Source organism: Pseudomonas sp. Colony2 (assembly GCF_019382755.1).
GTDB lineage: Bacteria > Pseudomonadota > Gammaproteobacteria > Pseudomonadales > Pseudomonadaceae > Aquipseudomonas.
In genome coordinates, this window is the sequence record NZ_CP080030.1 from 1,152,551 (window position 1) to 1,172,525 (window position 19,975).

Below are 19,975 nucleotides of genomic sequence, written 5' to 3' on the forward strand. Positions count from 1 at the left end.
ACTTTTAAATACATCGGCGCTATCGGATCGCTTTATTTCACGCATAAAAAAAGGCGGCTACCCACTTAGGTAGCCGCCTTTTTCTTACTGCCGGTTTTGCTTAATCCGGCAGTTTGAACGCCATCACATAGTCACCCTGCTTGGTGCCCAGGGAACCATGACCGCCGGCCATGACCAGCACGTACTGCTTGCCGTCCTTGCCGGTGTAGGTCATTGGTGTGGTTTGCGCGCCTGCCGGCAGGCGGCCTTCCCACAACTGCTTGCCGTTTTTCACGTCATAGGCACGCAGGTACTGGTCAAGGGTACCGCTGAGGAAGGACACGCCACCGGCGGTGGTAAAAGTCCCGCCCAGGCTTGGCACGCCCATGGTCAGTGGAATCGGAACCGGCGAGCTGTCACGCACGGTGCCGTTCTTGTGCATCCAGATGGTCTGGTGGTTGGTCAGGTCGACCGCGGCCACATAACCCCACGCCGGCGCCTGGCACGGCAGGCCCAGTGGCGACAGCATGGCTTCGAGGATCACACCGTATGGCGCGCCTTTGTTTGGCTGCACGCCTTCGGTTTCGCTGACCCGTGGGCCTTGCTTGGCAATGTCGGCGGCCGGGATCAGTTTCGATTTGAACGCCATGTAGCTTGGGTTCACGAACGCGATCTGGCGAACCGGGTCGACGGAAATGCCACCCCAGTCGAACACGCCGAAGTTACCTGGGTAAACGATCGAGCCCTGCAGCGACGGCGGGGTGAACGGACCGTCGTAGCGCATGGATTTGAAGTCAATCCGGCACAGCATCTGGTCGAACGGCGTCACGCCCCACATGTCACGCTCCTTGAGGGGCGGTGGCATGAAGTTCAGGTCGGACTTCGGTTGGGTCGGTGCGGTGTGATCGCCGGCCACTGCGCCTTGCGGTACAGGGATTTCATTGATCGGCACTACAGGCTGACCGTTCGAGCGGTCGATCACGTAGATGCTGCCTTGCTTGGTCGACGCCATCACCGCTTGCTTCACGCCGTCAGCGGTCTTGATGTCGATCAGCGAAGGCTGGCCGCCCACGTCCATGTCCCACAGGTCATGGTGAGTGAACTGGAAGGTCCACTTCACGTGGCCGCTGTCGATGTCCAGGGCAGTCAGGCCGGCGCTGTACTTCTCGGAGTCCGGAGTCCGGTCGCCGCCGTACTGGTCGGGCATCTGGTTACCCATCGGCAGGTAGAGCATGCCGAGTTTTTCGTCCACCGCGAACATCGACCACATGTTTGGCGAGTTGCGGGTGTAAGTCTTGCCCTCGGCCAACGGGGTGGTGTCGTCCGGGTTGCCGCTGTCCCAATTCCACACCAGCTTGCCGGTGTGCACGTCGAACGCACGGATCACGCCGCTAGGCTCGTCGGTGGAGACGTTGTCGGTCACGTGACCGCCGATTACCACCAGGTTCTTGGTGACGGCCGGTGGCGAGGTGGAGTAGTAACCGCCCGGGGCGAAGGTGCCGATGTTGGCACGCAAGTCGATCTGGCCTTTGTCACCGAAGTCTTCGCACATCTTGCCGGTGTCGGCGTTCAGGGCGATCAGACGGGTGTCGGCGGTAGGGACGAAGATGCGTTTCGGGCAGGCATTCGGCGCGGCGGCCGGGCTGGCGCTGCCAGTCGGGCTCTGTTCCGAGGCATAGACCGCGTCATCGTGATACGACACGCCACGGCAGGTCATGTGCGCCCAACCCTTGAAGTTGGCAGCACCTTCGCTGCTGATCTTCGGGTCGAAACGCCAGATTTCCTTGCCGGTGTCCGGGTCCAGGGCAATCACCTGGCTGTGGGGCGTGCACACGTAGAGCATGCCGTTGACTTTCAGCGGGGTGTTTTCCGCGGTGGTTTCACCGGGATCGCCTGGGCCAGGGATGTCGCCAGTACGGAAGGTCCAGGCTGGAACCAGCTTGTGGGCGTTTTCCGGAGTGATCTGTGCGAGTGGCGAGTAACGATCACCGAAGGCCGAACGGCCATAGGAGTTCCAGTCACCATCAGCCTGGGCTGGCGCAGTGCTGGCCATGCCCGGTACCGCATCGCGGTCCAGCTGGCCTTTCTTGACCATGGCGCCCGGGTCGGTGAATTGGCTGGCCAATGCAGCGGCGCCGGCCAGTACGACCGCGACGCTCAGCGCGCCAGTGCCCAGCGGCGAGGCTTGGCCACGCAGCAACGGACGGCGGAACCACGGGAGCAGCATGACGATGCCGAGGGCAAACAGCAGGGCCAGGCGCGGTACCAGTTGCCACCAGTCCAGGCCGACTTCCCACAGCGCCCATACGGTGCTGGCAAACAGCACCAGTGCGTACAAGCCCAGCGCCGCACGGCGTGTTGCCAGCAGCAACAGGCCTGTGACGGTGATGCCGAGACCGGCCAGCAGGTAATACAGCGACCCGCCGAGCATGCTCAGCTTGATCCCCCCGGCCAACAAGGCCAGGCCCATTATCAGCAGCAAGATCCCCAGCAGCCTGGGCAGCAGGCGACTTGGACTTGAAGCACCATCAGTGCTCATAGTGTGGTTCTCCGTTACGTTTTGAATTGATTGCGCACAGTTCACTGTAGATGACGTTCCGGCGCAGGCTTGGTTCAGGGCTAATTCGTTTTCTTCAGAATTTACTTACAACGTCAGAATGAGCTTTGCAGCTTGATCCCGCCGATGAGCGCGTCATCCACCTGGGCCACGGCTCCGGGGTGACGGATGTATTGCAGGTTCGGGCGCACCGTCAGCCACTGGGTGACATGGATGCCGTAATAGAGCTCAGCGCTGTATTCCGTGTGTTGAATCGGCAGGTAGGATGGGTCATCGAAGTCGTATACCGCGTGGGCCTGGTTGCTTGCCTCGGCATTCTTGCGGTAGGCCGGGTTGACGTGCACCCGGGCCACGGCGAAACCGATATCGTCCTTGGCGCGGGCGTCGAACAGGCCCTTGTAGACCACGCCGGCTTGCACGTAGTTATCCACAGCGTTGGTTTTCTTGTCGTGCATCGTGCCGTTGGCGAACACGTTCAAGCCCCGAGAATGGTCGCTGGCCAGGCTGGTGACTTGCTGCTGCACCCCCAGCCACACCCCGTGCTTGCTGGAGGCGCTGCGATAGGCCTCGCCGCTGAGGGCTGCCGGCTGGTCGTTGCGGTCTTTATACACATCGCTGGCCTTGGCGCTGCTGTAGTAGTAGCCGGCGCGGTATTCGCCGGGCAGGCCGTTCAGCGTAGGCGTCCACACCAGCTCAACCGGGAGCAGGGCGCCTTGGGTGCCGCTGCCGCTGAGCTTGAAGCCGTTGCCGCGATCGAGGTTGGACGGGTTCTGTTCGTAGGCGCCGACCTGGGCGTACAACTCGGGCGTCAGGTGATATTTGACCCGCAACGCCCACTGGCTCACCGGCCAGTTGTACCAGATGCTGCCAACCCAGTTACCGACCTGCGAGCCGCAGAATGCGAGGTTCTGGAAGTCGCAGGGGAAGCTGTTGAAGTCTTCACCTTCGCCAAAGCGCCCGGCCTTGATGTCGAGCTTTTGGTCGAAGAATTTCTGCTGGTACCACATCTGCGTCAGGCGCCAGGTCTGGCCACGGCCCCAGACTTCCTGGGACGAGGTAAAACCGCCCACACGCGGATCGTTGACCCGGTCATTGGTGATGTTGTTGCCGCTGCGCTCGGTTACCGTCAACTGGAACTCGGCGTCGTGCCAGCCGAGGATCTTCTGCAGATCCAGGTGCGTGCCCAGGCCGAATTGGTCGCTGTAGCGCGCAGTGCGGTCGTGATCCGAGCCGCCGTGCAGGTTGCTGCCCATTTCGCCGGTGTAGTCGAATTTGAAGTCGTAGCCTTGTTGAGACAGCGCTGTCCGAGCGCCTCCGAAATCACCCAGCATCCACGGTGATTCAGCGTCAAAGGCAGGTGCGGCCTGGGCACAGTTGATCAGGCCGAACGGTAACAGCGCAGCGCACAGGCGCAGGTTGGGGAAAGCAGGCATAGGCAAAATGGGGTCTTAATATTTTATGGTTTTGAAACGCAAACAGCGGCCTGGCGCGTTCGCACAAGGGCGTTGAACACGGGCGGTCGATGGTTTGGTGGAATGATGAAACGTTTCAGTTTGTTGCTGACAAGGATAAAGCCCTGGCGCGGGGAGAGAAAGGGCTAAACGGAAGATGGATTCTTTCGGATTTGGTAATAGTGCGCTGGATCGTCGGATTTGGTAGCAATCTGTGCGTTGGTTTGTGTTTGAGGGCGTGGTTATCTGCGTCACCAAAACAGATGGGGGTCGACATGGAAGGCGACGACAACGTGGGTGAGGCAAAGGCCGTAACAGCCGGGGAACTAGTCATTATTCTCGGTCAGTATCACAGTGCAATTGCTAGGCTCGGCTCCGGCATCATTAGCTTGTCCGGTGCGCTCAAACATAGTGAAGACGTGGATGTAAAACAGGCGGCAGATGAAGCATGGGTGAAGCTGAATGAGTTTATCGACTGCATGGAAGGTGTAGCTGATGGACTGAATGCTTTGACCCAAAAGAAGGAGGCCTGAAATGGCGAATGACCTCAAGGATAATGTGAGCTATCTTCGCCAGGAGTACCGTCAAGGTTCGTCATCAGGCTACGACCGCAAAGGCGGCGCAGGCGGTGGGGGCAACGGAGGAGAAAACGATTTGGAAAAGCGTATTTCACAAGTTGAGGCAAGATTGGAGCGCGTCGAGACGAAGCTGGATGGCATGCAGGAGCACATGGCCACCAAGTCCGATCTGATGCAGACCAAAATCGACCTGCTCGAAGCAACCTCCAGGTTGGATCTCTCAATCGCCAATTTCAGAACGGATATGCAATCGTTGGAAACCCGACTGCTGAAATGGTTTGTCGGAACAGGTGGCGCCTTGTCTGCCATCGCCTTTGGCGTCGCCCGACTCGTCCACTGACGTTTTCCGTTCGAAGCCCGGCTTCCCGCCGGGCTTTCTGGTTTTTAAGCCAACTTCGCCAAACACTCTTCAAGAATATCCAGCCCTTCCTCCAGCACCGCCGCTTCAATCGTCAACGGCGCCAGCAGGCGGATGATATGCCGCGATTTGCCGCTGGGCATCAGCAACAAACCCGCCTCGCGGGCCAGTGCCAGCAGCTGGGCCAGTTGTTGTGGCGCCGGGCTGCCGTCGGCGTTGGCCAGTTCGATGCCACGCATGGCGCCCACGCCGGTCAAGCGGCCGAGGTAGGGGGAGAGCCTTTTCGAACACCATGATTCATAGCGACTGACGATCGCTTCTTCCTGCTGAGTGCCCCAACCTTGCAGGTGCTCGTCCGTCATTTCATCCAGGGTGGCCAAGGCCGCCGCGCAGGCAATCGGGTTACCGGAGTAGGTGCCGCCGAGGCCGCCTTTGGGCAGGTTGTCGAGCAATGTCTTGCGACCCACCACCGCACCCAACGGCACACCGCCGGCGATGCTTTTGCCCAGCAGGATCAGGTCCGGTTCGATGCCCAGGCGTGAGAAGGCGAAGCGCTGGCCGGTGCGGCCGAAGCCGGACTGGATTTCATCGGCAATCAACAGGATGTTTTTCTCATCGCAGAAGTGTCGCAGGGCCTGGGCAAATTCCACGTCCAGCGCCAGGAAACCACCTTCGCCCTGCACGGGTTCGATGATGAAACAGGCCACGTCGTCGACGTCGATTTCCACGCTGAACAGGCGGTCCATCGCCTTGAGTGCTTCGCCGCAGGTCACGCCGTTGTCGCGGCTGGGGTAGGGCAGGTGGAACACCGGCCCCGGCAATACGCCGACTTTTTGCTTGTATGGCGCGACCTTGCCGTTGAGATTGAGCGTCGCCAGCGTGCGCCCATGAAACGCACCGTCAAAGGCGATGACGGCGGTGCGGCCAGTGGCGCCGCGGACAATTTTCAGGGCGTTTTCCGCTGCTTCCGCGCCACTGTTGGTGAGCATGCCACTGACTGGGTAATCCACCGGGATGAATGCGGTAAGACGGTCCATCAGTTCGATGTAGGGCGCGTGAGGCGCAGCATTGAAGGCGTAGTGGGTGAGCCTGGTGGCCTGGTCGCGGATCGCCTCCACCACACGCGGGTGGCAGTGGCCCAGGTTGAGCACGCCGATGCCGCCGACGAAATCGATGAAGCGCTTGCCGGTGGTGTCCCAGACTTCGGCGTTCCGGCCATGGCTGAGGCTGATGGGGTGGACGATGGAAATCGACTGGCTGATGGTTTCGCGGCTCATGGATCCGGGACTCAAGAATAGGATGCGTCCTTTTATCTAAGCCGTGAGCCGCCTTGCCCCGCAAACGAAATAAAGTCGCCGGGTCATTATTAAAAGTCGGGATGTGCTATGGCGAGGGAGCAAGCTCCCTCGCCACATCCACCATCCAGTTCAGGAACGCCTTCACTTTCGGGATCTCCCCGGCATGCTCGGCATGGGCGATAAAGTGCGCGCCGGCACTCGGCATTCTGTAATCCCAGGGGATCATCAGGCTGGCGTTCGCCAATTCCTCGGCCACCAGATACTGCGGCACCAACGCCACGCCGTACCCCGATTGCGCGGCGCGGATGCACATGTAGAACGTGTCGAAACGCGGCCCGTGGTAGCTGTTTTGCGAGTGCAGGCCCTGTTCCAGAAACCACTCGTGCCAGGCTTCCGGGCGCGAGGTGCATTGCAGCAAGGTGTGGCGGGACGAGGCGTCGCTGCCAGCGGCAACAAACCCGGGGGCACAGACCGGCACCACGGCTTCGCGAAACAACTCGATGCAAGTTGCCCCCGGCCACGCTCCCTGGCCGAAGAAAAACGCGATATCCGCCTTGGCCTGCAACACGTCGAACGGCTCCAGTTCGTTGCGCACGTCCAGGTGGATATTGGGATGGCGCGCGGCAAAATCCTTGAGTTTGGGCACCAGCCAGCGGTCACCGAAGGTCGGCTGGGTGGCGATGCGCAGCACTTCGGTCTCGCCACCGTAGGTGAGGATGTAGCGGCTGGAAATATCTACCTGGTTGAGGATCTTGCGTACTTCCTCCAGGTACAGCGAGCCCGCCGGCGACAGGTACAAGCGCTGGCGTACTCGCTGGAACAGCGGGTGGCAGAGCATCTCTTCGAGCTGTGCCACCTGCTTGCTCACCGCGCTCTGGGTCAGGTGCAGTTCTTCGGCAGCGCGGGTGAAACTCAGGTGGCGGGCGGCAGCTTCGAAGCACTGCAGGGCGGTCATCGAGGGGGTCAAGCGTTTCGAGATCATGAGAAGTTCATTCCAAATCGGAAGGAGCCTTTGCCTAAACGTCGTTTGTGGCCAAGGTGTAAAGCCGTTGATACTGACCGGCAACACTATAAACGGCGCGGGTTTGTGGCGCCGAATAATAAAGACCGACAGGGAGCGCCTTGCATGAAGCACATGAAATCCACGTTGGCGGCATTCACCGCCGCAGCACTATTGGGGCTGGCCGCAAGCGCACACGCGGGGGCGACCCTGGATGCGATCCAGAAGAAGGGTTTTATCCAGTGTGGGGTCAGTGATGGGTTGCCGGGTTTTGGCGTGCCGGACGCCAACGGCAAGATGACCGGCATTGATGTGGACGTGTGCCACGCCGTCGCCGCAGCACTCTTTGGTGACGCGTCGAAAGTGAAGTTCAGCCAGTTGACCGCCAAGGAGCGTTTCACTGCGTTGCAATCCGGCGAGATCGACCTGATTTCCCGCAACACTACCTGGACCAGTTCCCGTGACGCGGGCATGGGCATGGTGTTCACCGGCGTGACCTACTACGACGGCATCGGATTCCTGGTGAACACCAAGCTCGGTGTGAAGAGCGCCAAGGACCTGGACGGCGCGACCATCTGCATCCAGGCCGGCACCACCACCGAGCTGAACGTCTCGGATTACTTCCGCGCCAACGGCCTGAAGTACACGCCGATTACCTTCGACACTGCTGACGAAAGTGCCAAGGGCCTCGAAGCGGGCCGCTGCGACGTGCTTACCACCGACCAGTCGGGGCTGTACGCCCAGCGGATCAAGATGGCTCACCCGGATGAGTTCGTCGTATTGCCTGAAGTCATTTCCAAGGAGCCATTGGGCCCGCTGGTGCGCAAGGGCGACGACGAGTGGTTCAGCATCGTCAAGTGGACGTTGTTCGCCATGCTCAATGCCGAGGAAATGGGCATCACTTCGCAGAACGTTGAAGAGCAAGCCAAGTCCAGCAAGAACCCGGACGTCGCCCGTTTGCTCGGCGCAGACGGTGACTACGGCAAGGACCTGAAACTGCGCAAGGACTGGGTCGTGCAGATCGTCAAGCAAGTGGGCAACTACAGCGAGGTGTTCGAGCGCAACATCGGCCAGGGCAGCGTGCTGAAGATCAAGCGCGGCCTTAATGCCCTGTGGAGCAACGGCGGGATCCAGTACGCGCCGCCGGTTCGCTGAGGTTTCACGAAGAAACCGTGTCCTTGCCCGCCGCCTTGGAGCGATACAACGCTTGATCGGCCCTGGCCATCAGGCAGGCGGGTGACTCATCGTTGCGTCGCTCTACCACGCCGAGGCTCAACGTCACCTTGAAGCTGCCCACGGCGGGCAAGTCCTTGAGCGCACAGCGCATCCGCTCGGCCAATTCCCGCGCGGTCTCCAACGTGCTTTTGGGCACGATGACCATGAATTCATCGCCGCCCCAGCGGGCCAGCAAGTCGCCGTGGCGAATGCAGGCCTCCAGGCATTCCACCACGCGCACCAGGGTTTCATCGCCTACGGCATGGCCGTGCTGATCGTTGATGGGCTTGAAGTCGTCAATGTCCATGGCGATCAGCGACAGCGGCAGGCGAAACCGTTGGGCGCGAGCGCACTCTTCCAGCAGGACGCGTTCAAGGCGGTAACGATTGGCCACGCGAGTCAAGGCGTCGCGTTCGGCCAGGGAGCGATTCTCGTCCAGTTGCAACTGCAGTTGTTGATTGACCCGCGACAGCTCGCGGGTGCGCTCGGCCACCAGGGCTTCAAGGGATTGATTGCGGCGCTCCAGCTGTTCGATGGACTGTTTGCGCGCCTGGATACTGCGGTGGGCGCCGACCATGCGTGCCACCGAGCCGTCGTCGTTACGTGCGATCACGTAGCCGCGGTCTTCGATCCACAGGTAGGAGCCGTCTTTCTTGCGGCAGCGGTATTCGGCTTGATAGTGAGTGGTGCGGCGGTTGATGTAGTTATCAAACAGCACCATCACTTGGGGATAGTCATCGGGATGAATCACGTTTTCCCAGGTGAATACGCTGTTTTCCAGGGAGTGATGGGCATAGCCGAGCATTTCGTACCAGCCGGGGTTGCGGTAGACGAACCCGGTGTTGGCGTTCCAGTCCCAGATCCCGTCGCTGACCAGCTCCATGATGGCATGCAGCATGTCGGCGTTAAGGTCGCAAAAGTCCTTCCTTGACGGTTCGCTGCCGGATGTATCGTCCATTGCGCACTCCCTGCGTGGACTGGCTCCTGGGGCCAGCCAAAATTGATGCCGATACTCCGTGGCTGGCGGTACTGTACAACGGCGCCTTGGCGCTTAGAAGGGGGTCTTTGGTCTAGTGGGGATGTGGCTAAAAGCCACTACTTGCTTGGGTTCAGCTTCTGATCAGGCGCCGCCATCCTGGTCCTGGGCGCCCCATTGGCATTGTGCTGATAAATCGCCTCAGGCTGCCCCTGCCGGTTAAAAAACACCTGCCCGATCCCGGCAGAATTCCAGAGCCGTTCGCCCGCTTCAGCGTGTTCCGGAATATGCGGCACTACCTGCATGAGTCGGCGACGGGTGAACCAGTTCAGCGGTGAGCGCGGTGAGTAGAGCCATCGATTGAGACGGTCGAACCATTCCAGCAAGCGCGGCGGGAATTCGTTCTTGATGCCGCTGCTGGTGATCTGCCAGATTTTTGGACCGGCATTGCGGTGGCGAATCAGCACTTCATAGACGAACGAGTAGTGCACGTCTCCCGAGAGGATCACGTAGTTGCCCGGTGTGCGGGAGTGACGAAAGATGTTGAGGATCACCTGTGCCGCGCCCCGGTGGGCCATCCAGTTTTCCGCGTCCACCAGCAGCGGGTAGCCGCACCAGCTGAAGGCCTTCTGCACGGTTTCGATCAGTTTGACGCCGAAGATCGGCGCCGGTGAAACGATGATCGCGCAAGGGTGATCCAGCAGCTCCTGTTGCAGTTCGCTCAGTGCTTCCCAGTCCAGCAGGCCGGAGGGTTGCGTGAGGTTGAACTCGCTGCGCCAGCGCCGGGTACGGGTGTCGAGCACTACCAGTGCGGGGATGGTGGGCAGCACGTAATGCCATTGCTGGAACTTCAGCAGGTCATCCACCAGCTCATCTTGAGCGACAGGCTGCAGGTAGTTGTCGTGGGCCTGTGTGGTGAGCGCCAGGGTTTTGCCGATCACCGTATCGAACGCATCCGGGTTATTGCCCCAGCCCTGGCACAGCATGTAGGCCAGCAGTGCGTTGCCGATGATGCGCTTGGAGAACGGATGCCCGTAGGCGGTTTCTTCCCATTGGGCGCTGAGGTTCCAGTCGTCGGTGATGTCGTGATCGTCGAAGATCATCAGGCAGGAGAGGTGGGCGAACACCCTGGCCACGCCACCCAGGCCGTCACGGAACGTGTCGATCTGCACTTGCTCGTGCCCATAGCGTACGTGCCCTTCGGCGCGCAGTTGCGGCGCTTGCGGTGTGATCAGCTGCCACGGTACGGGCGACCACGCCAGCAGGTACATCGCCATGACTTCGGCAAAAGTCACCAGGTGGTTGTCGGCGCTGCTGCTGGTGAAAATAGGCTTCTTCACCCCGCCAAAAAAACGCTCGCGCAGGGTCTCGTTGCTCTTCAGGGCGGGCAACAGGTCGGCTCGATGGTAGTAGCTGGCGGCATGCTCATAAAGCGCGGCGCTGTTGTCGACGACGGCACCGTCGAGGTGTTCATCGAACAGGCCGAGGCGCGTGATCAGCGCATGAATGGCCCGCAGCATCGGCCCCGCGACATCGTCGGCGTAGACCTGGTCGCCACTCATCATCAACAAGGCCGGGCGTTCCTCCAGGGTGTTCGATTCGGCCAGCAGCCGGTCGACACACAGCAAACCGTCGGCTGCGCTGTGATGGGGCTTGCGGCAGGAACCGTGGACCAATTGGTGGATGCGGCTGTGCAGGACGAAATGCGGGCCTTGTGCGCCCGGGTAGAGCAGGTGCGGCGCCCACTCGGCGATACCGGCACGGTTTACCAGCAGGTCGTAGCCGATGCTCACGTCCTGGGGCAGGGCTTCCGCCAGCGGTACGTCGATCAGGTGGATAAAGGCCTGGCGCCCGACGGGCACCACCTTGCATTGGCTGGCGTCCAACTCGATATCGAGCGCCGCGCCTTGGGCGACTTGCAGCCTCAGGGTCAATGCCAGGGGACGACTTCCCACCAGCCACATCACCAGGCGCTGCGGTTCCAGGCGTCGCAGCAACGGGCCGGCGAGTACAGCGGGAGGTGTGTCGGGGTGAGGCATCAAGGCAACGGCTCTGGGCAAGGTTGGGCCGAAAAGGTAACGCATTGAATGTCAGCGTTTTGTTAAGGCGCGATACCCGGGCGAGCCGCAAATTACCCGGCGCCCACTGGCCCGGGCTATAAACCTTTCATCTCAAATCATGACTGCGTGGCGCAGGTCTCGCCTTCGGCAATCATCCAGCGCAGCACTTCGGCCAGGGCCACACTGTGCTGGCGCTCGACCCAGCGCACACCCTGCGGGCTGTACCGTTCGACATAGCGGCTCAGCACCAGGCGGCCCTGCTCCGACGACAGGCTCAGGCGGGTCTCCCGGCAGAGCAGGGCGCTGGTCCCGCGTTTACGAACCTGACGTTGCAGGACCAGTGAGCTTGATTCAGAAATCATCGCCGGCTCCCTGTGCACAATTATCGGCCTGAGGCGACGTCGCCCCCTGCTTGCCCTCCAGCACAAAGGCCGCGCGGTGTTCGGCCACCACGTTACGCAAGGCACTGTAGTAGTCCGGCAGCTTTTGCAGGCTGTCGGTCAGCGGCAGCAACGAGGCGCGCGTGTCCACTGTGCCACCCACCAGGCTGATGGTGCCCAGGGTTTGCACGGTATCGCTGTCGCCCAGCGGCGCCACCAGGAAGTTCAGGACCTTGCCCGCCGCATCGCGGCTGTTGCCGGTGCCCAGCAACGGCAGTTCGACAATCGGCCCGTTGCCAATCCCCCACACGCCAAAGGTCTGGCCGAAGTCGGCGGTGTGACGAGGGATGCCCAGCGGGTCCGAGACATCAATCAAGCCGACGATCCCCACGGTGGTGTTCACCGCAAAACGTCCCAGGGTGTTGATCGAGCGCCGTGGGTTGCCTTGCAGCAGGTCGTTGATGAAGACCTTGGGCTCGCTGAAGTTGCTGGCGAAGTTATGCACACCCTGCTGGAAAAACTCCGGCATGTATCGGTAGCCTCGGGCTACAGGCGCCAGGGCGTAGTCATCCACCGCGCGGTTGAAGGCGAACACGCCCCGGTTGACTGGTTCGGCGGGGTCATACACCGGGTAGGAAACCTGTGCGCAGCGTGTGGTACTCGTTACGTTGGCCGGGCTCGCGCAGCCTGTGAGGTAAGACACAGTCAGCAACAACACCGCCTGGCGAGCCAGGTGCTGGGGGTACGTCAGCGAGCGCATGGGGTCAGTCTCCGGGAAAAGGAAGCCGATGCTGGCAGCCGCAGCTTGCGCAAAGATGTCTGCTTTATTGCGCCGTTGACGCTTTATTGCACGATTGAAATATATGACGGGCCGCGTCGAATGGTTTTAGATGGTGCATCGACAAGACCAAGTGATGCCCATCGGTGAGCCATCTTTTAATCGTGGACGATGACCTCGAGGTCCTCGCCCTGCTGAAGAAATTCTTCCTGCAACATGGCTACACGGTCGAGACCGCCGCCAATGGCGCCGAGCTGTGGGCGGCCATGGAGCGTACACCTGCCGACCTGATCATCCTCGACCTGATGCTGCCGGGGGATAACGGCCTGTTGCTGTGCCAGCGCCTGCGCCAGCAATACGCAACACCGGTGATCATGCTGACCGCCATGGGCGAACTGAGTGATCGCGTGGTGGGCCTGGAAATGGGCGCCGATGATTACCTGAGCAAACCTTTCGATGCCCGTGAATTACTTGCCCGGGTGCGCGCCGTACTGCGTCGGGCGGGTGAAAATCGGCCGACGTTGGGCGACGTGTCGCGCCCGCTGATTCGTTTCGCCGGCTGGCAACTGGACCTGACGCGCCGTGAGTTGCGCTCGCCGGACCAGGTGATGATCCCGTTGTCGTCCGGGGAGTTCGACCTGCTGCTGGTGTTCGTCGAACACCCGCAGCGCGTGCTCACCCGCGAGCAATTGCTGAACCTGGCGCGGGGCCATAGCCACGACGCGTTCGACCGCAGCATCGACGTGCAGGTCAGCCGCCTGCGACGCAAGCTGGAGTTCGACACCAAGCGCCCGGCGATGATTCGTACCGTGCGCAACGGTGGTTACCAGTTCACCGTCGCGGTGACCCGCTCATGAGCCGCTTCAAACCCCGGGACACCGTGGCCCGCTGGATTGCCCTGACCATCCTGATTGCGATGCTCACTGCGCTGGCCTTCAATGCGCTGTTTGTGCAACTGGCTGGCGTTTGGGCCAGGCCGCCGTTGGGTGAAACCGGCCTGTTGGAGAAGGTCGCGGTGATCGTGCGGATGATCGAAGCGGCAGAGCCGTCCCAGCGCGCGCAACTGACTCGGGCAGTGGCCGATGACAGCTTCAATGTGAGTTGGTCGGCCACCCGCACAGGCATTGATGTGCCGGTTCTGGAAGACCCGGGGTTTCACTCCGACCAGGTGTTCAAGCAGCTGCTCAAGGGGCCGGAGCGGCGGATGGAAGCCTACGAACCGTCCGACTGGCCTGGCCCCGGCGGGCGCTATGCGCTGGTGGTGCAACTGGTGGATGAATCCTGGCTGATGTTCAGCGCGCCGTCGCGCAGCTGGGGCCTGGCGGAAGGCCCGCGAAGCCTGATCGTGCTGATGCTGGTACTGATTTCCACCGCGCTGGTCACGCTGATCGCCACCCGGCGCCTGGCCCGGCCGCTGCAGTATTTCGCCCAGGGTGTGCGACGTTTCGGCGCCGACTTTCGTGCGCCGCCTATCGAGCCGGTCGGCCCCCAGGAAATCCGCCAGGCGATTCTCGCGTTCAACGGCATGCAGGCGCAGTTGCAGCACTTCATCCAGGACCGCACCCAGATGCTCGCCGCGATTTCCCATGACCTGCGTGCGCCGCTGACCCGCCTGCGCCTGCGGGGGGAATTCATCGAAGATGCCGACCAGCAGCACCGCCTGTTCCGGGATGTCGACGAGATGCAGGCGATGATCAACACCGCGCTGGAATTCTTTCGCGACGATGCGCGCCTGGAACAGGCCACCCAACTGGACCTTGCGGAGTTGCTGCAAACGCTGATTGACGACTACCGCGACCAGTCCATCGACATCGGCTTCAATGGCCCGCCACGGCTGGTGTATTTCGGTCGTCCGCTGGGGCTCAAGCGAGTGATGACCAACCTGATGGACAATGCGATCCACTACGGGCTGGCGCCGCAGATTGAGCTGCAACAGAGCCCGGGAAGGGTGACGGTGCGGGTGCTGGACCGTGGCCCGGGCATCCCGCAGGAGCAGCATGAGCAGGTGTTCCTGCCGTTCTTTCGTCTGGAAGGTTCACGCAATAAAAGTACCGGGGGTGTCGGTTTGGGACTCTCCACGGCACGGGCGATTGTCCTGGAACACGGTGGAACGCTGACGTTGGAGAATCGCCCGTGTGGCGGGTTGGCCGCCGTGGTGGTGTTGCCGGTTTAGGAAGGCTTAACGGTCACGGCAAATTGGGTCCCAGATCAGTCAGATTACCGCTATTCGACTGAAAAATTTGCTGGTTGGAACTGCTACGCGAGGGCTCATCGTTTGGTTTGGGGGCCGGCTGAACAGGTTGGACGGGTTGAGTGGCTTGAGGCGAATGAGTGGGCCCATTGAAGGATTGGATATGGAAAGCGCTGCCAATGATTGGAAAGGACATAGATTTTGGCTCTCATTAGAAAGGACGTGAAGTGTGCGCATTCACCTCCCTTTGAGTGCGTCCTGATCAGTGGCCCTGGCCCGGTCCGGCGTTCCGGGCCTTTGGGTTTCCATATGCTTCGCCGTCTCGATGAGGCGCCGTTTCAAGCCGGCTTGGGCACCGTAAACCGAAACTCGCTGCCTCGCCCCAACTCACTCTCAGCCTCGATCCGCCCGCCGTGGGCCTGCACGATGCCTTGGGTGATGTACAAGCCCAGGCCGCTGCCGGTGGGATTGTTTTCGGTTTGCGTCCAGTAGCGATCAAACACGTGAAGCAACTGATCAGGGGCGATCCCTTCGCCGGAGTCACGTACCGAAAACACGATCTCTTCGCCATTGCTCAACGCACTGATGCCGATATTGCCCTGGCGCGGGGTGAACTTGATGGCGTTGCCGATCAGGTTCGACAGCACCTGGAACAACCGTTCCGGGTCGGCATGGATTTGCAGCCCGGGTTCGGTATTGAAGGACAGGTCGATGCCCTTTTCCATCGCCAGGGGCGCGAGCAGTGAATAGGCCTCCTCGAACATCTGGCTCACGTCCAGGGCCACCGGCTTGACGGTGTAGCGCCCGGCTTCGATCTTCGAGGTGTCGAGCAAATCTTCCAGCAGCACATTCATGCGCCCGGCGGCTTGTTGCATGGTATCGATGGCCGAGGAAATCCGTCGCGAGGTGTGTGGGCCATCGGAACTGAAGGCCTTTTGCATCATGCCGCAGAGCATCGAGATCACCGTCATCGGGTTGCGCAGGTCGTGGGAAACCACCGCCACCAGTTCATCCCGGGCGCGCACCGCCTGTTGTTCACGCAGCACCTGGCGGGCCAGGTCATTTTCCAGGGCCGAGCGGCGCAGGTCGTTGGCGGCGAAGCGGTCACCGTGGCTCCATTTGGTGGAAATGCCGGCCATCTCCACCTTCCAGATTTCAAACGAGGTGCGTGGGCGAAGGTGCAGGCCCGCGTCGGTGCTTTCCAGGTCCAGGGGTTTGTTCGGGTCGCCGCTCCAGTTGATGTTTTCCTTCACTTCGGGACGAAACCACAACACGCCGTTGTCCACCGGCTTGGGCAAGCTCATGGCCAGCACGCCACTGGCTACGTGCTGGTATTCAGCCGCCGGCGGGTAAACCGAGGCCAGGTTATGGCTGGCAAACACCGGCTGCCCGGTCTCTTGCAGCCACTTGTGCAGGGCGCGAATCTGCGCAGGTTCCGGGCAATTGCCGTAACGGTGCAGTTGCTTGTCTTCGATGATCGCCACACCGCCTGCGAGGGTCAGGTCCATCAGCAATTGCGGACGCTGCGCCAGGCCATCGAAGACGTTTGCGGGCGAGGCCTGCATGGCCTGGCTGAGCAAGGCCAGGGCCTCGACTTTTTCTTCGCGCTGGCGGCTTAGGTCCACGGCCTCCATGGCGCTGATCTGCAACGACAGCACCTGGCCGATAGTCTGGCACGCGGTGCGCAAATCATTGGGCACCAGCAGCGGCTGGCGGTTGCCGCAACTGATCAGGCCCCAGAGTTTGTCGCCGGCCATCAGGGAGATGCTCATGGACGACAGCACCCCCATGTTTTTCATGTACTGGCAGTGAATCGGCGACACGCTGCGCAGGGTGGCGAAGCTCAGGTCCAGGGGCTGGCCGGTGTCCGGGCGCAACCTGGGCACCAGCGGCACTGCCTCGTAATCGGCATTGGGGATGATCCGCAGCCAATTGGTGCGGTACAGCTCCCGGGCTTGTTCGGGGATGTCAGACGCCGGGAAGAACAGGCCGTTGAACAATTCCATCGACGGGGCGGACGCTTCGGCGATCACCTGGCCGTGGCCTTCCTCTTCGAAACGATAAATCAGCACCCGGTCGTAGCCGGTCATGGCCTGGATTTCGTTGACGCTGATTTCATACAAGGCTTGAAGGGATTTCGCCGCCTGCAGGCGTTGCAGCATCTTGCCCAGGTTGCTGGTCCGGCCATTGAGTGCCCGCGGCTGGAAGTCCTTGAGCCGTGGTTCGAACTCCAGCACCAGTACATCCTGATGGCGGTGCAGCAAGCCTTCGAACTCGGCGCCGTTGAGGGTCATGTGCAGCGGTGCGGCGTCGAAAAAGCTGTTTTGCGTGACCATGGCCCGGACGGCTTCGGCATGTTCAATGCCGATCAATGTGTGCAGCGGCTGGCCCAGCAGGGATTCCGGTGAGTGGTTGAACAGTTCGGCTACGTTGGCGCTCACCTGCACGATATGCAGTTCTGGCTCGGACAGGGTCAGCAGCGCACCGTGGGGCTGGATGGCCCCCGGGAACCGGATGGGTTCGTCTGCACAGTTGGCAAGCAGCTCTTCAAAATCTTCGGGTTTCATAGCAGTACCTCCTGGCTGTCGAGCCATTGCTCAAAGCAGCTGAATGTCGAGCGAGCCGCGTTCACGGCGCGCAGTTTGGCGTGCGCATCGAGGGGCACATGGCTCAGGTAGTCGAGAAAGTCTTTCCAGCGCCGACCGGTTTCAGCGCCGTACACGTTGAGAAACGCGCCGCCGTTGTCGGCATCCAGTCCCAGGCGCTGGGCCATTTCCCGGCGCAGGATCTGCCCGCCCAGGGTGGCACCTTCCAACACATACAGCGCGCCCAGGCAGGCGGCCGGCGTGTCGAGGAGCGGTAGCGACAGGCAATGGGGAAGGGCGGCGATGGCTCGGGCGTCCAGGCCCAGGGCGTGAAGATCCGTCAGCAGGGTGGGAGTTTTGCGACGCAGCACCTGATCAAACCCCACGGGGATCAAGCCGCTGTCGTTCAGCGTCGTTTCCAGAGGGTTGTAGAACCCGTAATAGGCCTGGAGCAGGCGTTTATACCGAGTGTGATCCAGCTGCGGGGAGAAAAACGGCAAGCGCTTTTCCAGGGCGACGTGCAGTAAAGCGGTACCCGAGCGCAGGGCTTCAAGTACACGGGGCGCACCAACGTCATGGGCCTGTGAATGCATTCAGTAAACTCGAACTGGGGGCCTGCTGGCCATGTAAGGTTGCTTAATAACTGACCGCAGGAGTCGCCGTGAAGTTCGCCTTGGCTGATATCGCGATGCTATCAGTGCATGGGCGAACCCTGCACCAGGGCCGACTGCACGCAGTCGATCAGGCGCTTGGTGGTCCACGGCTTGGGCAGGAACCGCACGGTGCTGCCCAACTGCGAGGCCATTGCGGTGTTGCCCGACGTCAGCACCACCGGCAGCGTCGGCCAGCGATGGGCGACCACCTTGCTCAAGTCGTAGCCATTGAGCAGGCCGGGCATCTGGATATCGCTGACAATCAAGTCTACTGGATCACTGGCCCGTTCAAGAAAAATCATCCCTTCGTCTGCGGACGGGAACGAGGTCACCACCGCGCCGAAATCCTCCAGTACATCTACCATCAACGAGCGAATGATTTCGTCGTCTTCCAGCACCAATATCGATGGCTGAGCCATGATCCTTACTCCACCATCCGGGTTAAGTAAGGTGGAGTGGGGCGCCGTCGATTAGGTTCGATTGGATGTTTTTTTTGCGATGGGTGGTCATTTGGTTGTCTTTGAATTGCGTCAGGGCAGGGCGCTCCACCGGCGAAACCTGCTAGAAGCGTTCATCCAGCAGCGCCGGCAACGTCAGCTCCTTGACGAAACTGGCGCCGGACAGGCTCAAGACCATACGCACCACCTGCACCACGTCATGCACCGGAATCAATTGGCCCTCACCGCGCTGTTCGGCCTGGGTGCGTGAGGTGCTCAAGGAATCTTCGGTATTCAGATAACCCAGGTTCAGGCAAGTGACGCCCAGGCGCTGCTGGCGATAGCCTTCACGCAGCGCATCGGCGATGCCGCGCAAGGCGAATTTCGAGGCGCCGAACGCCACTTCGGGCCGGCCGCTCTGGGGCAGTCCCGAGGTCGAGCCTGTGAGGATGATGCGCGGCTGTGGGCTCTTCAATAACACCGGCAGCAGCCGCTTGATCAACAACAGCGGTGCGGTGATGTTGCAACTGACGATGGCTTCCAGTTGCGTGTCCTCGTCGGTGAGATAGCTGTACGCCGGATCAAACGCCCGCGCCTCCCAGATGCCCAGGTTATAGATCAGTGTGTTCAGCCCGCCTGCCGCCACCGCATGCTCGATGACGTGCGCCGCTTGGCCAGGCACGCCAAGGTCTGCTTCCACCCAGCGCACCTCGGCGCCAGTGCTGCACATCAAGGGATCAGGGCGACTGCGGGACACCCCGATCAGCGTATCCCCAACCCCGCCCAGCCCTTCCATCAAGGCCCTGCCCAATCCTTTGCTTGCACCGACCACCATGGTTTTCATCGCTTGTCTCCTGAACCGCTGTGCCGAGAGGAGCGGGCATGCAAGCAAAGTGGTGGGGTGATATCAATTGAGTGGCTGTTTCCAGATTTTAATCTCAGGTGCTTCAACGATCCCGGGTTGCCTCATGCTGACTGTTATTCGACTTGCCGCTGCACCCGACGCAGTGTGTTTACCTGCAATAGAGCGCAGTGCGGCCCAGTCCTTTCGTGCGATCGAATCCTTGAGCTGGCTGGCCGATGCCGAGGTCATGAGTGTTGAACGTCATCTGCAGTTGATCGCGTGGGGTACGTGTTGGGTGGCGGTGGATGCTGCTGGCCAGGTCCAGGGTTTTCTCAGTGCACAGATGTTTGATGACGACCTGCACATCCATGAACTGTCGGTGGCGCAGGTTATGCAGGGCCGTGGCGCAGGGCGGCAATTGCTTGAGGCCGTGATGAATGAGGCTCGCTCGCGCCGGTTGCGGGCAGTCACCTTGACCACATTTTGCGACGTGCCCTGGAACAGCCCGTTTTATCAGCGGCTGGGATTTGAGCAAGCACATTCGCTGGCGCCGGATCATCGTTTGGCAGAGGCTCTGCGCGAGGAGTATCGTCACGGTTTTGCGCCGGGCAGTCGCTGTGCCATGTCATGGCAGG

The 19,975-nt window shown here is 61.1% G+C and carries 18 protein-coding genes; 6 read left to right on the forward strand and 12 right to left on the reverse strand.

All coding sequences use genetic code 11. The features are described from left to right. Positions 1-100: 100 nt before the first annotated feature. Together JV201_RS04725 and JV201_RS04730 are read right to left on the reverse strand one after the other, a co-directional pair. Positions 101-2,518, reverse strand: coding sequence for a glucose/quinate/shikimate family membrane-bound PQQ-dependent dehydrogenase (locus JV201_RS04725; protein WP_008438499.1), 2,418 nt, complete (start codon positions 2,516-2,518; stop codon positions 101-103). A gap of 113 nt (positions 2,519-2,631) precedes the next feature. Next, positions 2,632-3,969 (reverse strand): carbohydrate porin, encoded by a 1,338-nt coding sequence (locus JV201_RS04730; RefSeq protein WP_177020388.1) that lies wholly within the window; start codon positions 3,967-3,969, stop codon positions 2,632-2,634. Between the two features lie 89 nt (positions 3,970-4,058). Between JV201_RS04730 and JV201_RS04735 the strand changes: the two genes are divergently transcribed. Both JV201_RS04735 and JV201_RS04740 read left to right on the forward strand, forming a co-directional pair. Further along, the gene (locus JV201_RS04735) at positions 4,059-4,520 is read left to right on the forward strand and encodes a hypothetical protein (RefSeq protein WP_177437392.1); all 462 of its coding nucleotides are present in this window, start codon (positions 4,059-4,061) and stop codon (positions 4,518-4,520) included. Between the two features lies 1 nt (position 4,521). Continuing rightward, positions 4,522-4,905: a hypothetical protein gene (locus JV201_RS04740; protein WP_219406579.1), complete on the forward strand. Its 384-nt coding sequence runs from the start codon at positions 4,522-4,524 to the stop codon at positions 4,903-4,905. 44 nt (positions 4,906-4,949) lie between these two features. Here the strand turns inward: JV201_RS04740 and JV201_RS04745 are convergent, their stop codons facing one another. Both JV201_RS04745 and JV201_RS04750 read right to left on the reverse strand, forming a co-directional pair. Continuing rightward, the gene (locus JV201_RS04745) at positions 4,950-6,200 is read right to left on the reverse strand and encodes an aspartate aminotransferase family protein (RefSeq protein WP_219406580.1); all 1,251 of its coding nucleotides are present in this window, start codon (positions 6,198-6,200) and stop codon (positions 4,950-4,952) included. A gap of 106 nt (positions 6,201-6,306) precedes the next feature. Further along, the gene (locus JV201_RS04750; RefSeq protein ID WP_003210377.1) at positions 6,307-7,203 is read right to left on the reverse strand and encodes a LysR substrate-binding domain-containing protein; all 897 of its coding nucleotides are present in this window, start codon (positions 7,201-7,203) and stop codon (positions 6,307-6,309) included. 144 nt (positions 7,204-7,347) lie between these two features. Here JV201_RS04750 and JV201_RS04755 point away from each other — a divergent pair, with 144 nt between their 5' ends. Beyond that, complete coding sequence (locus tag JV201_RS04755; RefSeq protein WP_008438485.1) at positions 7,348-8,376, forward strand: amino acid ABC transporter substrate-binding protein; 1,029 nt, start codon at positions 7,348-7,350, stop codon at positions 8,374-8,376. A 4-nt stretch (positions 8,377-8,380) separates the two neighbouring features. Here JV201_RS04755 and JV201_RS04760 read toward each other — a convergent pair whose 3' ends face one another. The 4 genes from JV201_RS04760 to JV201_RS04775 all read right to left on the reverse strand — a co-directional run bounded on the left by JV201_RS04760 (position 8,381) and on the right by JV201_RS04775 (position 12,612). Then, complete coding sequence (locus JV201_RS04760) at positions 8,381-9,394, reverse strand: diguanylate cyclase (protein ID WP_023659140.1); 1,014 nt, start codon at positions 9,392-9,394, stop codon at positions 8,381-8,383. A gap of 137 nt (positions 9,395-9,531) precedes the next feature. Next, the gene (locus tag JV201_RS04765) at positions 9,532-11,451 is read right to left on the reverse strand and encodes an alkaline phosphatase D family protein (RefSeq protein ID WP_219406581.1); all 1,920 of its coding nucleotides are present in this window, start codon (positions 11,449-11,451) and stop codon (positions 9,532-9,534) included. Between the two features lie 137 nt (positions 11,452-11,588). Further along, complete coding sequence (locus JV201_RS04770) at positions 11,589-11,834, reverse strand: hypothetical protein (protein ID WP_003210371.1); 246 nt, start codon at positions 11,832-11,834, stop codon at positions 11,589-11,591. Further along, on the reverse strand, positions 11,824-12,612 hold the full coding sequence (locus JV201_RS04775; protein WP_003210369.1) for a VacJ family lipoprotein: 789 nt from the start codon (positions 12,610-12,612) through the stop codon (positions 11,824-11,826). Before JV201_RS04775 ends, JV201_RS04770 begins: the two co-directional genes overlap by 11 nt. A gap of 164 nt (positions 12,613-12,776) precedes the next feature. On the opposite strand from JV201_RS04775, the gene JV201_RS04780 reads away from it, so the two are divergent. Both JV201_RS04780 and JV201_RS04785 read left to right on the forward strand, forming a co-directional pair. Further along, positions 12,777-13,487, forward strand: coding sequence for a response regulator (locus JV201_RS04780; protein ID WP_023659139.1), 711 nt, complete (start codon positions 12,777-12,779; stop codon positions 13,485-13,487). Further along, positions 13,484-14,803, forward strand: a complete 1,320-nt coding sequence (locus tag JV201_RS04785) for an ATP-binding protein (RefSeq protein WP_003210366.1) — start codon at positions 13,484-13,486, stop codon at positions 14,801-14,803. Before JV201_RS04780 ends, JV201_RS04785 begins: the two co-directional genes overlap by 4 nt. 356 nt (positions 14,804-15,159) lie before the next feature. On the opposite strand, the gene JV201_RS04790 is transcribed toward JV201_RS04785, so the two are convergent. The 4 genes from JV201_RS04790 to JV201_RS04805 all read right to left on the reverse strand — a co-directional run bounded on the left by JV201_RS04790 (position 15,160) and on the right by JV201_RS04805 (position 19,340). After that, positions 15,160-17,388: an ATP-binding protein gene (locus JV201_RS04790; RefSeq protein ID WP_219406582.1), complete on the reverse strand. Its 2,229-nt coding sequence runs from the start codon at positions 17,386-17,388 to the stop codon at positions 15,160-15,162. Next, positions 17,385-17,999, reverse strand: coding sequence for a biliverdin-producing heme oxygenase (locus JV201_RS04795; RefSeq protein WP_219406583.1), 615 nt, complete (start codon positions 17,997-17,999; stop codon positions 17,385-17,387). Before JV201_RS04795 ends, JV201_RS04790 begins: the two co-directional genes overlap by 4 nt. Before the next feature lie 101 nt (positions 18,000-18,100). Beyond that, the gene (locus tag JV201_RS04800; protein ID WP_003210361.1) at positions 18,101-18,478 is read right to left on the reverse strand and encodes a response regulator; all 378 of its coding nucleotides are present in this window, start codon (positions 18,476-18,478) and stop codon (positions 18,101-18,103) included. A gap of 142 nt (positions 18,479-18,620) precedes the next feature. Then, positions 18,621-19,340 carry an SDR family oxidoreductase gene (locus JV201_RS04805; protein WP_219406584.1) on the reverse strand — a complete coding sequence of 240 codons (720 nt, stop codon included), beginning with the start codon at positions 19,338-19,340 and terminating at the stop codon, positions 18,621-18,623. 124 nt (positions 19,341-19,464) lie between these two features. Here JV201_RS04805 and JV201_RS04810 point away from each other — a divergent pair. Then, positions 19,465-19,975 (forward strand): GNAT family N-acetyltransferase (locus JV201_RS04810; RefSeq protein ID WP_219406585.1); only part of this gene is annotated, 511 nt, incomplete at its 3' end.